We start from the raw sequence: 13,691 nt of genomic DNA, 5'->3' as shown, positions 1-13,691 counted from the left end.
ACTCCTGGTCTTTTTTATGAATCTGTTCCGGGTTCTTGAAACACCCAAAGCCTGTTTCCGATAAAGTTGATCGCCATTCCTGCGACTGTTGCGGACATTTTGCTGACAAAAAGGGAAAGGCCGGCTTTTTGAAAAATATACAGAAGGACAAATGTAGCGCCCGCTGCTGCAAGATTGATTATGATAAACCGGACGATTTCCGCGCCATGCGCTTTTTCCTTTACTTGAAACGTCCATGTCCGATTCCAGATATAGCTGTTTGCTACGCCTGCCGAATAGGAAAACAGCTGTGCGGCCAGATAGGGTACGCGGAGGGACGTAAGGATGAAAAACACGGCGAAATCAACGAGTGTGTTTCCGGCTCCGACTATCCCGAAACGGGCGAGTGTGGTGATGTTTTTTTTGTTCATAACGGCATTCGGCTGTTTACCTCCCGTCTATTTTGTGTAGGGCTTCGTAAAAGCTTAGAAACAACTTTAATAGACAATGTTGAATAAACGATAAACAAAAGATGAACAAACTATGAAATGTTTTCTGAGGAAAAGAAAAACCGTTCCGCTTAAAAAGCGGAACGGTTACTTTTTGACCATTTTGACATGGGGGATATTCGCATCTAAAAATTCTTCAGACACGACTTTATAGCCGTGTTTTTCGTAAAAGGGAACAGCCTGTGTCTGCGCGTTCAGCATGAATTGAACCGCGCCTTGCTTGGCGGCTTCCTCTTCAAGCGCCTGAATGATCAGGTTGCCGATGCCGAGGGAGCGGTGGCTTTTCAGTACACAGATTCGTTCAAGTTTGCCATAGCCGTCGACAAGCCGTAGCCGGCCAGCGCCGATCGGCTCTTTTCCGTCATAGATGACGAGATGTGAAGATTCCTGATCGAGATGATCCATTTCTTCTTCCGGTGATACGTGCTGCTCCTTGATAAAGACTTCCTTTCTAACAAAGAAGGCGTCTTCAAGCTGTTGTTGATTCTTCACAATGACGGCTTCCACTGGCTTTCTTCACGCTCCTAAAATAAAAGTTTCATAGACGGTCCAAGATCCGTTGTCCAATTGGTAAAGCAGGTGAAAGCGGTCGATAACTTCTTCGTGGGACGCGTCTCTCATTTTCAGCGTGCCGAGGACGTCGGAATGCTCATCATCTGACAGCTTTTGTGCGACTGTGACATGGGGAACAAACGCATATTCGGGTTTGTCTTCCAAAACGCCGCTGTACATTTTTTCATGAAGCTGCGTCAATTCTTCTGTCGGTTCGGCTTTCATATAGATGACATTATTGACAGGGGCAAAGGAACTGAATTTTGTAATCTTCAGCGTGACCGGTTTCAGCTCTTTTGAAAGTTCCCTCAGGTGTCCTACGACGCTCGCGATCTCGTCTTCGGACACTTCAAAAGGTGTTCTTAATGTAAGGTGGGGCGGAATTAAAGCGTAATTCGGGTCATAGCGTTTTCGGTAGGAATTTGCAATGTCCTGAAGTTTTTTTGATGGAAATAGCACAATACCGTATTTCATTTTGTTCCCTCCTTAAACAATTGATATGGTTTAGTATATCAAAGATGGGCCGATATACAGAGAGCTACAGCATTTTTTTTAAAGCGGGGGTGATGAGCGGCTGCCAGTATGTCCACTTGTGATCCCCGTCGAAAGCTTTGAAATCGTAGTTTGTCTGCTTTTCTTCAAGCAATTCTTTTAATTGCTCATTTGGACCGGTGAAATCCAAAATTTGATCATCAGTCGTTTTGACGGCGGTTTCTTTCTCTCCGATTTGGTGGCAAATTGAAATAAGCTGCAGGGAATTGGACTGTTTCACTTTATCGAGAACATGGCGGTCGACATAAGGTGACTGCATAATGACGTTTCCGAACATATTCGGATAGTCAAGCGCCGTCATGAGGGAAACCGTTCCTCCGAGCGAATCCCCGATCAGCGTCCTGCCTGATCCGACTTGGTATGTCGGGTACTCACTGTCGGCGAAAGGGACGAGTTCATTTGCCAAAAAACGTTTATACGCTTCGAATTTTGACCCTTCCGGATGGTATGTAAGCCTTCTTTCCTGTACGTTTTTGTACGGAATGCCGATGATGATGCTTCTTTCGATTTCGCCGTTTGCCAGCAGTTCTTCCACCTGTCTGCTGATGCGCCCGAGGCGGAAATAGTCATGTCCATCCTGTGCGATGATCACATGATATTTGTAAAGCGGCGAGAAGGATGACGGCAAATAGACGAGAAGCTCCATTTCCTCGCCGAGCTCTTCCGAAAAAAGCTTCTTCTCCTGAATGACTCCTGTTTTCATAGCCAAGATGAATTCCTCCAGAAATAATGTTTGTGAACGTTTCCATTCATTTTAACACGAAATTCTCTTGTGAAAGAAGCGAAAAGGGCTGCCAAACTGTTCGGCAGCCGTGATTTTTTATGTCCGTTTTTTTTCGTACCAGGGCGTTGACGGTCTATCCGGAGGGTATCCGCAGCGTTCGCGGTACATTTTTCTTTCCTCTGTGAAATCCCACCAGCTTTTAGCGCTTTCGGGATCGTTGGCATAATGGACGATGCATCGCAGCGCATCTTCTGCACAAGGATCTTCCCAGTAGCCTTTCAGTTTTTCGAGGCGGATGATCAAATCCGCACCTGATTCATGCTTGATGTCGCCAAGGGAATAGTAGCCCAGGTCAACGGCGCACTGCGCCATTTTCGGCCCGATGGAAGGAGCGGTTTGAAACTGGGCGAGCGCCTTGATGTATGCGGCGCGCTCCAAAGACGAACCGAGCGTATGTGCAAGGACGGACAGATCCATATATGCCGTGTTTTTTATTTTTACCTTGGCTGTCCTTAAGTTTGACCGTTCTTTTTTTGTCAGAGGCAGCTTCATATGAACACCTTTTAAAGATACAGATCGAACATGTTGACGTCATAGCCGAGCTGTTTTAAATAATTAAACAGCTGGGCCCTGTGATGGAAGACGTGGGTGAGCGTTTCCGTCAGCCAGCGGCTTTGGGTCATCCCTTCATCAAGGTAAAACGGCTTTGTTTTTTTCGTCAAAAATTCCTCGTCGGAGAGGGAAGTCATATACGTTTGAAAAGCAGCGAATCCTTTCTGCATAGCTTCAGCCATTTGGTCAGCCGACTGCAATGCACTATACTTCTTTTCAATTCGGGAGATGGCGGCCTCTTCCTTTTCCTGCATGATAGCCATGTCGGCTTCTGGGATGGCCGTCAGATGGCTTGCCAGTTCTTTCAGGCTTCGCATGCGGTCGGCGGGCCGGTAAGACCAGTCAGATTCCTTCACTTTTTTCAGAAGATGACACGTGGAGCGGATGCCCGTCTCCATCTCGTGGAACAAATCGCTCCGCAGGGCTTGAACTTGCTTCATTTGCTTCATCCTTTCCATTTTGCTTTATTCTAAAAGTATCACCTAATCCTGACAGGCTTTGTCACGATTCTAAAAAAAGTCAGTCGTACCTTGCTAAAATGTCAGCAGCCTTCCGTTTCAGCTGAAGCTTGATTTCTGCGGGTTCTTTGACAGTTGCCTCAGTGCCGAGGTTCCACAAAAGTTCCCCGAAATACTCAAGTTCTGGTCTGGGGAGGTTTGCATCGATCGCCCCCGTCCCGTCATCCCGCATGGTGAGGATCTTGAATAAGTCCACATCAGCCGCAGCCCGCCTGGCTCCTCTGCGTGTCAGTTCCGCTTGCAGCCGCACCGGTTCAGAGCACTCGCTCTCCGAATGTTTGATCCAGCTGAGAACCGATGGATAGGGAAGCTGGCGGGCCAGCGGGCTGGCCGCTTTTTCCGCCCGAAGGATGCGGTCGGCGCGGAACAGTCTGAACGCCTGCCTTTTAAAGCAATAGGCCGGACAGTACCAGAAGCCGTTCCAGCTGAACAAGCCGATGGGCTGGATGGATCTCTCCGCGCAATCGTCAGTTCCGTCATAAACGACCGTCAAAACGGATTGATTGATGGCTGCATCAAGAAGCGTTTCTAAATGTTCGGCGGCTTTTGGACGATGCGGATTCCAGAACACGATTCTGTCTTTCATCGCATCAATCCGCTCCTGTGTTTCCACGGGAAGGTGGCGGTAGAACTTTTTTAAAACCATCCGCGTTTCCGCATCAAAGGGAAGCGATCCGAAAAACTGCAGAGATTGATACGCGAAAAACATAGCCGCCGCCTCTGATTGTGTAAAAAAGAGCGGCGGAAGCACAGGTTCATTCAGCAAATAATAGCCTCCGTTCGCGCCTGTTTCAGAATAGATCGGGACGCCGAGCGCGCTCAGCTCGTCCAGATCGCGGAGAATCGTGCGGTAGGAAACCCCGAATTCTGCTGCGAGCTCCCCGGCCGTAAATTTTCGTTTTGTATGAACGGTCATCATCAATTCGATTAATCGCTCTGTTTTTGGCATCTGATTCCTCCGGTTCCGTCGTTTGGTTTCATCATACCATGTTCAATATGAGGAAAGATTTAAAAATGACCCTTGAAAAATGTCTTGACTTAGGTTAAAGTAAAGAACAATCAGAAAATTGAAGAGATTCTTATCACGAGAGGTGGAGGGACTGGCCCTTTGAAACCTCAGCAACCGGTCTGCACTGACGATGTCAGTGTACCAAGGTGCTAAATCCAGCAAGCAGATGCTTGGAAGATAAGAAGAAGCGCATAATCCCCCTTCTTCTTATGAAGAAGGGGTTTTTTATTTTTAAAAGGATGGTGTCATATGACTGAACATGTACAAACAACGCTGGCGCAAATCGGCAACCGCAGTGATGAAATAACGGGAACTGTCAATCCTCCCGTTTATTTCTCTTCTGCGTACAGGCACAAAGGGATCGGGGAATCCACAGGGTTTGATTACATTCGCACAAAAAATCCGACAAGACAGCTTGTTGAAGATGCAATCGCGAAACTCGAAGGGGGAACGCGCGGCTTTGCGTTCAGTTCCGGTATGGCTGCCATTCAGACGATCATGGCTCTGTTTCAAAGCGGGGATGAGCTCATCGTTTCGTCCGATTTATATGGGGGAACGTACCGCCTTTTTGAAAACGAATGGAAGAAATACGGACTTCGCTTTTTCTACGACGATTTTTCAGACGAAGACTGTATCAAGTCGAAAATCACGAACAATACAAAGGCACTGTTTGTAGAAACGCCGACAAATCCGCTCATGCAGGAAGCTGATATTCAAAAAATCGCGCAAATCGCTAAAGAGCACGACTTGCTGCTCATTGTTGACAATACGTTCTATACACCGGTTCTGCAAAAGCCGATTGAGCTCGGCGCTGATCTTGTCATTCACAGCGCGACGAAGTATTTGGGCGGTCATAACGATCTTTTGGCGGGGCTTGTCGTTGCAAAAGGCGAAGAGCTGTCTGAGGAAATGTTCCAGCACCAAAACGCCATCGGAGCGGTTTTATCGCCGTTCGATTCATGGCTCTTAATGAGAGGGATGAAGACGCTCGCTCTCAGGATGAGACAGCATCAGGAAAACGCGCGGGAACTTGCGGCCTTTTTGGAAGAGCAGGAGGAAATTGCAGATGTTCTTTATCCGGGAAAAGGCGGCATGCTGTCATTCCGCGTTCAAAAAGAAGAATGGGTTAATCCGTTGCTGAAAAATCTCAAGACGATCTGTTTCGCCGAAAGCCTCGGCGGAGTCGAAAGCTTCATCACCTATCCGGCGACACAGACCCATATGGATATCCCGGAAGACATCCGAATTGCAAACGGCGTCTGCAACAGACTTCTGCGCTTTTCAGTCGGAATCGAACACGTCTCCGATTTAAAGCAGGATCTAAAAGCTGCGCTGGAAAAAGTAAAAGGGGAGGCGGTTCCGCATGAGTCATGAAAACTGGACGCTTGAAACAAGGCTTGTTCATAACCAAAATAAAACGGACGGAGCAACCGGAGCCGTCAGCGTGCCGATCCAGCACGCCTCAACCTTTCATCAAGGTTCTTTTGACAAATTCGGCGAATATGACTACAGCCGGTCAGGAACACCGACAAGAACGGCGCTTGAAGACACGATAGCCGAGCTTGAGGGAGGGACGAGGGGATTTGCTTTTTCATCCGGAATGGCCGCGATTTCCACCTCCTTTCTGCTTTTGTCAAAGGGCGATCACGTGCTTGTCACAAAAGATGTGTACGGCGGCACTTACCGGATGATTACGGAAGTGCTGAGCCGCTTCGGGATTGAACATACTTTCGTCGATATGACGGATTTAAATGAAATTGCTTTAAACATAAAGGAAAATACAAAAGTCATCTACCTTGAAACACCGTCAAATCCGACGCTCGGCATTACGGATATCAGAGGCGTCGTCAAGCTTGCCAAGGCGCACGGCTGTCTGACGTTTCTTGACAACACGTTTATGACCCCGGCGCTGCAGCGGCCGCTCGAGCTCGGCGTCGATGTTGTGCTACACAGCGCGACGAAGTTTTTAAGCGGACACAGCGACGTATTATCAGGACTTGCCGTTGTGAAAGACAAAAAGCTCGGGGAAGAACTTTATAAGCTGCAAAATTCGTTCGGCGCTGTTCTCGGCGTCCAAGACTGCTGGCTTGTGCTGAGAGGGCTGAAAACACTGCAGGTCCGGCTTGAAAAAGCATCTCGAACAGCTCAGCAGCTCGCTGAATTTTTTGAAAAGCATCCGGCCGTCAAACAAGTGTATTATCCGGGGCTGTCTTCGCATCCGGGTGCGTCAGTTCACAGGCACCAGTCATATGGCGCCGGCGCCGTCCTTTCGTTCGAGCTGGAGAATGCAGAAGCCGTGAAAAAGATTGTGGAACGCGTTTCTCTTCCGGTCTTTGCCGTCAGTCTCGGCGCTGTGGAGTCGATCCTTTCCTATCCGGCAAAAATGTCACACGCCGCTATGCCGAAAGAAGAGCGGGAAAAACGGGGGATTACCGACGGCCTTCTGCGGCTGAGCGTCGGTGTGGAACATGCCGATGATTTGCAGGCCGATTTTGCCCGTGCATTGGAAGCCGTATCCGGAGCGTTCGCCCGATCATAAAAGAAACCGCAGACTCTTCAGGGAATCTGCGGCTTTTTTTGCGTTTAAACCAGGGTAGAAAACCATGTGCCCAAGAGGGTGCCGACATAATTGCCGATCAGATATCCGAACGTCCCGACCAGCATAACCGGAGCGACGAGGCTCTGCCAGCCTTTGGCGATCGCCATCGCCGCCGCTGTTGTCGGACCGCCGACAGATGCGTTGCAGGCCAAGAGAATTTCCTCGAGCCGAAAACGCAACAGCTTTCCTGCGGCAAGCGTTACGAGCAGGTTGGACATGGCAACCACAAACACAAATGCCAAAAGGAGCGGTGCGTTCATGAGAATGATCCGCAAGTCTGCCGGAATGCCGATCACCACAAAGAATAAGTAAATCAAATAAGTCCCGATTTCCTGTGTGCCGCGCAGCCGTTCAAAATAGCGGGGAAAGGCGATCGTCAGCAAAATTGTCAGCGTCGTCAGCAGCAGGAACTGGTCACCCAAGATAAAGGCAAGAAACTGAAACCCGCCGTCAGAAGAAAAACGCTCTTTGAAAAAGGCCGCTGTTTTTACAGACACAGCAACGATCGCGAAGGCGGTTCCGATGTTTAAAGCAATGTCCTGCAAGGACATCTCTTTTCTTTTCCAATAGGCTTCCGCCTGATTTTTGCTGCCGGCCGTCTCTTCAGGAACGCCAAAGCGCTTTTGAAACCATTTAAGCGCCGGTATCCCCATTAAAATGAAAAAAAGAAGAGCCATCATAAAATTATCCGCAACCACCGTCGATGATACATATTCACCGGGAGTTGAGAACTTCGCGGCCATCGCCGCAAAATTCACGCCTCCGCCGATATAAGAGGCACTGATCATCCCGCCGATTTGGTCAAGGTGCGGAATCTGCTGCTTAAACAGAAAAAAAGCAATCACGCTTCCGGCAGCAGTGCCCAGGGCGCTGATGCAAAAGATCATCAAAAGCCTGCCGCTTTCTTTCAGGATCTTCCGCACATTGATTTGAAAAAGCAGCAAAGGTATCGCAAGCGGAACAACATAGGACCACACCGCATCATAGACGGGGGACTCGGCCGGTAGAATCCCCGCATTCGTAAACAGCATCGATCCGCCCAGCGCCAGTACAGCCCCCGATACTGCCGCAGCCCAGCGATACCGCTGCTCCAAATAAATACTCACCGCCGCCCACACCGCAATAAACCCCCAAAGCATCCATGCATCATCCGCTGAAATGAGTGAAGAATTCATTATATTCCCCCTATTCTCATCCTATATTTTTAATTATCAGATAATTAAATAGTGTAAAACGGAATGTCCAATTGATCAATCACGAAAAAAATAGTCACCATGTTGACAAAATTAACGAGAAAGAGTATTGTATATTCGTCAGCATGTTGACTATATTCAGAGGAGAGAACAAATGGATACCAACAGCTTAATCAACGAATTACATTTGATGCAGCAAAGCTATGCGACATTGTTTTCAGTTGTCAATAAGGTGCAAACCCGAGGTGACGAATACATGGAAATAGTAACTTCAAGGCAACACATGGCACTCATCGCCATCGCGCATTTGCCGACTGAAACTGCCACGCTTACGAATATCTCCAAAAAGCTTGGCACAACCAAACAGACCGCCAACAAGCTGATGACAGGTCTGATCAAAAAAGGCTATGTTAAATCAGTGCCAAATCAAAAAGACAAACGCTCTATTAATATTGAAATGACCGCTGAAGGAAAGAAAGCGCTGGTGGATTGTTCCGAAAGGTCCGTCTATTTCTTGGCCGACTTGTTTCAGCAGTTTACAGCCGAAGAGGTTGCGACATTTTGGCGGCTGCTGCAAAAGCTTTACCGTTTTGACGGTGAAGAACAAGACGGCTTTGAGGAGAATGCAAACATTCAGCTTGGCGTAGGAAATTCATTAGATACAGAAAAGATTCTCGGAGAATTTGAGAAACGCCGCTACGGAGGAGAAAATGATGAAAAATAATCTTTATGTAAAAGCAACAACTTTTAAAATCAAAGGAAAGGAGAAGCTCTATCATGCAAAAGATAAATTCCTGCAGACAAAGGAAACCATTCGCCGCGGCACAAAATTAGACAGGACAGGACCCTTTTTCTCAAGCTGCATTGCTCTGATCATCATTGGATATTCCTGGGGGACAAAGGCGGAATGGCTCGTCTGGTTAGGGGCGGCAAGTCTTTTGAGCAACGTTTTATTGCTGTTTGCAACATTTTTTCGCCGATATCAAAAATCGATTTGACATTCGTTTGTGCAGGATCTAGTGGCTCGCATCGTAGATCAATGAATGACTTGAAAAGGATGTTGAGAAACTTATTAGAATTGTAGAATGGTGCCATTCTTGTCTTTTTTTGTTGAAACCTCTTATTTCCATATGCGTATAAAGAAAGGGAGGTGGAAAAGTGAAACAGAAAAAAAGAGAACAACTTGTTAACCTGTTTAGTGTGTTAAATGAAAAAAAGCAGATCAACGCGGCGGTATTAGTCGCTGAAGACGGAGACATTCTTTTTCAAGGCGCCTTCGGTTATGCAAACTTGGCAGATAAGCGTTTATTGCAGGAGGATTCCTTATTTGAATTAGCATCGCTATCCAAGCCGTTCACTGCTTTGGGCATCCTTCAATTAGCACAGCAAGGGGTATTGAATATTGAGGATCCCGTAGAACGGTGGATAACCGGATTTCCTTATCAGGGCATAACGATTCACGATTTGTTGACACATACGTCGGGTCTGCCCGATTATATGGAGTGGTTTTTACAACATTGGGATCATAACAAGATTGCTGTTAATCAAGATATCGTTGATATGCTGATGAATCATCAGCCGCAACGCTATTTTGCCCCGGGTGAAGGTTGGCTGTACAGCAATACGGGATATGTGCTGCTTGCGGTTATCATTGAAAAGGCATCCGGTCTGAGTTTTGCCGAATATATGAAAAAAAGTATTTTTGAACCGGTGGAAATGCGGAACTCAAGGGTGTATAACAGAAGGCTTCAACCTGAAACCATTGAGAACTATGCGTATGGATATGTGTATGACGTGCATACAGAACAGTACGTTCTGCCTGATGATGTTGAAGAAACAAAATATGTCTCCTATCTTGACGGGATTCAGGGGGACGGAACCGTAAACTCAACCATTCATGACTTATATTTGTTTGACCAGGCCTTATATACAGATTGTTTGATCAATCAAGTCTCAAAAGAGCTTGCTTTTACTCCCGCGTCTCTGAAAAACGGAGAGTCTGTAGATTACGGGTGTGGATGGGTGCTTCGGGACAGTCCTGAAACAGGGCGAATTGTCGGTCACAGCGGCGGCTGGCCAGGCTATTCAACCGTAATGATCCGATATATCGATCAACGAAAAACCTTCATTTATTTGAGCAATGTGGAACAGGATGATGAATATGAACAGGCCATCTTTGAAGCCGTTGAAAATATCCTGTTTGACAAGGCCTACAAAATCCCTGATCGCCCTGCCGATAAAAAGAAAAAAGAGATCGATCCGGCCATTTACAAAAGATATGTCGGAAGTTATTCACTTCAGGATGGCACCGCCGCTGATGTGACAGTTGATAAAGAACGGCTTTATATGCAAATCACCGGACAGATCCGTTTTGAATTATTTCCAGCCTCGGAAACGCGCTTTTTCCTCAGGTCATTGTCTGTTGAAGTGGAATTTATTTTGGAGGATGGTGTGGTCACCCGCTTGATTATTTATCAAAATGGCGCAGAGGAAGAAGCGGTGCGGATAGTGGAATCAAGCAGCAAGGTATGAACGTTGTTTGTCATGAAGAAAATTAATCGTTCGAAGTTGTGGGGATATCAGCCTGGCTGAATTTCTGATGCCATCTATAAGGAGGTTCATGATGCTGAACAAATTTAATTTTATAAAAAATAGTCATCATGAGTTTTATGAGTTAAAAGAAAACGATCTAATAAAAGCGGAAGATAGACTTGGTTTCCGATTTCCTAAAGAACTCAGAGAATTTTATTTAGAAATTGGGTACGGGTTTATAAGAGGAATAAAAGTGCAATAAACAGATTTTTAGATCCCGCTACTATCGCAGATATCACTTTAAGGGAAGATATTTACGAATTTGACCCTGATTTAGATGATATATATGAAGATGAAGACAGGCTTGTTTTTTATGAGGTAAATGAAGGTGTATATTTAACGCTTGATTTAAATGATACCGATAAGTCATCGGTATTCTTTTTTGATAAAAAAATAGCTGACTCTATAGAGGGATTTATCAAAAAAGTTGATCAAAATGATCGATACTTTGAAGATATGGAAGAGATGGAGTTCTTACAAAGCTGGACTGCTAAAACAACAGAAAAAACCGAGCAGAAAAATATCTGCTCGGTTTAAAAACTAATACCTCGGCCATCCTTTGGAATCCCAGTATAAATCATTAATCAGCAGCTTAGGCGCTCCATTGTCAAGCGCATCATAACCATGTCTGACGATGATGTTGCCGTTCACGATATCTGCGCCGCCCGGGCCCTTCCATTGGTCGTTTCCGGAGTCGAGGATTGTGCCTCCGCCTTCCGTCATTTTCTTGCCGCTTTTGTCATAGTAAGGTCCCGTAATTTTTGTTGAGCGGCCGTAAGCGATTTTATACGTGCTGTTCACACCTTGACAGCATTTATCGAACGAAACGAATAAATAATAGTAGCCGTTTTTATATGTGATAGACGGCGCTTCAACCGCTCCGCCATGGCTCGGCCTTGATGCGATCGAATAAACCTTCCCTGTAGGTTTCATTGTTTTTTTATCAAGCTTTGTCAGCTTGATGCCGCTCCAAAACGAGCCGAAGGACAGCCACGGATTTCCTTCTTTATCAATGACTAACTCAGGGTCGATCGCATTATAATTGTTCGAGGTCGTCGTCCGGGTGACAAGCCCGTCGTCGCGCCAATTTCCGGAAGAGATCCGGTCTGTTGAAGCCAGTCCGATCGCCGAAGTATTGGAGCCGAACGCGGATACCGCATAATAAAGCCAATAGCGACCATTGTAATAGCTGATATCAGGCGCCCATTGGTTTTTTTCATGGTTTGGCACGTACTTTTTCCACCATGATAATGGAGTTGTAAAAATACTTGGCGCTGGGCTCCACGTTTTTCCGTCTGTCGATTTGATGACGCGGATTCCATTGCCGATACCAGTACCGAATGTATACCATGTATTTCCTTCTTTAATCATGGAAGGATCATGAATAACGTTGTCTCCTTTTGTATCCCAAAAAGCCGCTGATGTTGGCTCAGCTTCCGAAAAAATAAGCAGAAAAAATAAAATAAAACCAGAAATAATCGTCTTAGCCACAGTTGTTCTCCTTTCAAATCTCGATGTCCTTTAACAATCGGTCCTCCCTTTGAGAAATATTTCCCAACAACACGCACTTTATTTTAGCAGGGGTTCGGTCTCTCTCAATCAGACAAAGGACTTGTTTTGTAGTCCTGAAATAAAGTGGAAAACCTAGAAAATATCCATATTTAAAAAACAATCAAACAAAAGTCATTTTTTCGTCTGAATGTTAAAGAGTTGGAGGTGATTAATTCGACTTGCTTTGGATTATTTTGGATGTTGTGAATTATGAAAAAATAATGTGGTTGTTCAAAAGCGTTGGAAGAAGAAGCACGGTTTACCCTCGAATATTTTCATTTATCCCGAGAGGTGAATGACACTATTAGTTGATTTAGTGGGTTGAAATTGGTAATATGAATTTGATGATAGACTGTCAAAATCATAAAAAGACCACAGGTGCGTCATCAACGTATCGCTCAAACGTTCAGGTGTATTTTTTAAAAAGAAATGCATAAAATAAAAAAGACCCGACTGCGCCAACAGTCGAGTCGAGTGTACAAAGCGGCCCAACAAGGGCTTGGCTCAGTCATTTTAAATATAGACTTCCCTTTGAACTTTACCAGGGCTCAAGGGAAGTCTATTTTTCTTTTTTCGACAACACGGCAATTAACATGCCGAAAGCAATCATTAACGAGATTGTTTCGTATGCTGTCATAAGCATCACCCCCTTTCATAGGGGATGAGCCAACTTCCCTTGAGTGAGCCCGAACTTTGTACAAAGAATATTTTACCATAACTCTTTCAAATAGAGGCTGTTTTTTGTGGAATGAAGACAGAGTGTCGAGAGGTGGGAATTGAAAAAAATCAAACGCAAAAACGGCAGGAACTCCGTTGAAAATCAACGTTTTCCTGCCGTTCGATTCGGTATGATACCGACTGGGCTCGAACCAGCGACCTCTACCCTGTAAAGGTAGGCGATAGCAATCCTATAAGTCAACGGTCAGTCAGTGGTATGTTAACGAAAAAAGACGCCTATTTTGGCGCCTCTATCTCGTCTTAAATCCGTTCACAAAGCTCTCTCCGTCCTTTTCTGTCGCAATAAGCTGCTGGGCGCTTTGGCTGATTCGCTGAGCGAGCGCCTGCCGCGCTTTTCCTTCGAAGCTGTAGAGAAGCGATGAATAAACGCTGTTCATTTCTTTTTGTATATCGTCTATCTTAAACTTCGGTCTTAGTGTCGTTTTAATGCCTTCAAGCTTAGTTGCGGCCGTTACTCTCATGCCCGTTTTCAGCATTTGAAGCTGATTGCGTCGTATGAGGAGCGTATCTTCTTGATCACCGTTTAAGTTGTTGAGTGAGGCGAGTTTATTGAAATTTTCCAT

16 protein-coding genes, 1 pseudogene and 1 riboswitch are annotated in these 13,691 nt (G+C 45.9%); of the genes and pseudogenes, 6 read left to right on the top strand and 11 right to left on the bottom strand.

Annotation, left to right across the window (positions count from 1 at the left end; translation table 11 throughout):
• Positions 1-14: 14 nt before the first annotated feature.
• The 7 genes from M1D90_RS15205 to M1D90_RS15175 form a co-directional block, all read right to left on the bottom strand.
• On the bottom strand, positions 15-410 hold the full coding sequence (locus M1D90_RS15205; protein WP_023856679.1) for a GtrA family protein: 396 nt from the start codon (positions 408-410) through the stop codon (positions 15-17).
• Positions 411-575: 165 nt separating this feature from the next.
• Positions 576-995, bottom strand: coding sequence for a GNAT family N-acetyltransferase (locus tag M1D90_RS15200; RefSeq protein WP_003180726.1), 420 nt, complete (start codon positions 993-995; stop codon positions 576-578).
• Positions 996-1,004: 9 nt separating this feature from the next.
• A complete protein-coding gene (locus M1D90_RS15195) occupies positions 1,005-1,514 on the bottom strand; it encodes a YjcG family protein (RefSeq protein ID WP_003180728.1) in 510 nt (169 codons plus the stop codon).
• A 64-nt stretch (positions 1,515-1,578) separates the two neighbouring features.
• Positions 1,579-2,301, bottom strand: coding sequence for an esterase family protein (locus M1D90_RS15190; protein WP_128822764.1), 723 nt, complete (start codon positions 2,299-2,301; stop codon positions 1,579-1,581).
• Between the two features lie 111 nt (positions 2,302-2,412).
• Entirely contained in the window at positions 2,413-2,868 is a 456-nt protein-coding gene (locus M1D90_RS15185; protein ID WP_003180732.1) for a helix-hairpin-helix domain-containing protein, read from the bottom strand.
• A gap of 11 nt (positions 2,869-2,879) precedes the next feature.
• Complete coding sequence (locus tag M1D90_RS15180; RefSeq protein ID WP_003180734.1) at positions 2,880-3,368, bottom strand: DinB family protein; 489 nt, start codon at positions 3,366-3,368, stop codon at positions 2,880-2,882.
• Between the two features lie 79 nt (positions 3,369-3,447).
• Positions 3,448-4,395 carry a helix-turn-helix transcriptional regulator gene (locus M1D90_RS15175; RefSeq protein ID WP_328066510.1) on the bottom strand — a complete coding sequence of 316 codons (948 nt, stop codon included), beginning with the start codon at positions 4,393-4,395 and terminating at the stop codon, positions 3,448-3,450.
• Between the two features lie 127 nt (positions 4,396-4,522).
• Positions 4,523-4,639: riboswitch (SAM riboswitch) on the top strand.
• 65 nt (positions 4,640-4,704) lie between these two features.
• Between M1D90_RS15175 and M1D90_RS15170 the strand changes: the two genes are divergently transcribed.
• Together M1D90_RS15170 and metC are read left to right on the top strand one after the other, a co-directional pair.
• Positions 4,705-5,829: a methionine biosynthesis PLP-dependent protein gene (locus M1D90_RS15170; RefSeq protein ID WP_003180736.1), complete on the top strand. Its 1,125-nt coding sequence runs from the start codon at positions 4,705-4,707 to the stop codon at positions 5,827-5,829.
• Positions 5,819-6,994, top strand: a complete 1,176-nt coding sequence (metC, locus tag M1D90_RS15165) for a cystathionine beta-lyase (protein WP_101560724.1) — start codon at positions 5,819-5,821, stop codon at positions 6,992-6,994. Before M1D90_RS15170 ends, metC begins: the two co-directional genes overlap by 11 nt.
• A gap of 44 nt (positions 6,995-7,038) precedes the next feature.
• Here the strand turns inward: metC and M1D90_RS15160 are convergent, their stop codons facing one another.
• A complete protein-coding gene (locus M1D90_RS15160; protein ID WP_035338952.1) occupies positions 7,039-8,229 on the bottom strand; it encodes a DUF819 family protein in 1,191 nt (396 codons plus the stop codon).
• A gap of 172 nt (positions 8,230-8,401) precedes the next feature.
• On the opposite strand from M1D90_RS15160, the gene M1D90_RS15155 reads away from it, so the two are divergent.
• From M1D90_RS15155 to M1D90_RS15140, 4 genes and pseudogenes are all read left to right on the top strand, one after another.
• Positions 8,402-8,971 carry a MarR family winged helix-turn-helix transcriptional regulator gene (locus tag M1D90_RS15155; RefSeq protein ID WP_195536183.1) on the top strand — a complete coding sequence of 190 codons (570 nt, stop codon included), beginning with the start codon at positions 8,402-8,404 and terminating at the stop codon, positions 8,969-8,971.
• A complete protein-coding gene (locus M1D90_RS15150; RefSeq protein WP_101560727.1) occupies positions 8,961-9,245 on the top strand; it encodes a hypothetical protein in 285 nt (94 codons plus the stop codon). The genes M1D90_RS15155 and M1D90_RS15150 overlap by 11 nt, the downstream gene beginning before the upstream one ends.
• A 160-nt stretch (positions 9,246-9,405) precedes the next feature.
• Positions 9,406-10,779, top strand: coding sequence for a serine hydrolase (locus tag M1D90_RS15145; RefSeq protein ID WP_212930469.1), 1,374 nt, complete (start codon positions 9,406-9,408; stop codon positions 10,777-10,779).
• Positions 10,780-10,867: 88 nt separating this feature from the next.
• Positions 10,868-11,304, top strand: a pseudogene (locus M1D90_RS15140) (SMI1/KNR4 family protein); the annotation flags it as partial.
• A 75-nt stretch (positions 11,305-11,379) separates the two neighbouring features.
• On the opposite strand, the gene M1D90_RS15135 reads toward M1D90_RS15140, so the two are convergent.
• The 3 genes from M1D90_RS15135 to M1D90_RS15125 all read right to left on the bottom strand — a co-directional run bounded on the left by M1D90_RS15135 (position 11,380) and on the right by M1D90_RS15125 (position 13,691).
• Positions 11,380-12,330, bottom strand: a complete 951-nt coding sequence (locus M1D90_RS15135) for a glycoside hydrolase family 43 protein (RefSeq protein ID WP_146873575.1) — start codon at positions 12,328-12,330, stop codon at positions 11,380-11,382.
• Positions 12,331-12,949: 619 nt separating this feature from the next.
• On the bottom strand, positions 12,950-13,000 hold the full coding sequence (locus M1D90_RS15130; RefSeq protein WP_228767678.1) for a hypothetical protein: 51 nt from the start codon (positions 12,998-13,000) through the stop codon (positions 12,950-12,952).
• A 358-nt stretch (positions 13,001-13,358) separates the two neighbouring features.
• The gene (locus M1D90_RS15125) at positions 13,359-13,691 is read right to left on the bottom strand and encodes a hypothetical protein (protein ID WP_020450980.1); all 333 of its coding nucleotides are present in this window, start codon (positions 13,689-13,691) and stop codon (positions 13,359-13,361) included.

The sequence above is a fragment of the Bacillus sp. JZ34 genome (genome assembly GCF_053903205.1).
The sequence above is the reverse complement of the archived record's forward strand: the minus strand, read 5'-3'. Positions and strand labels throughout refer to the sequence as shown.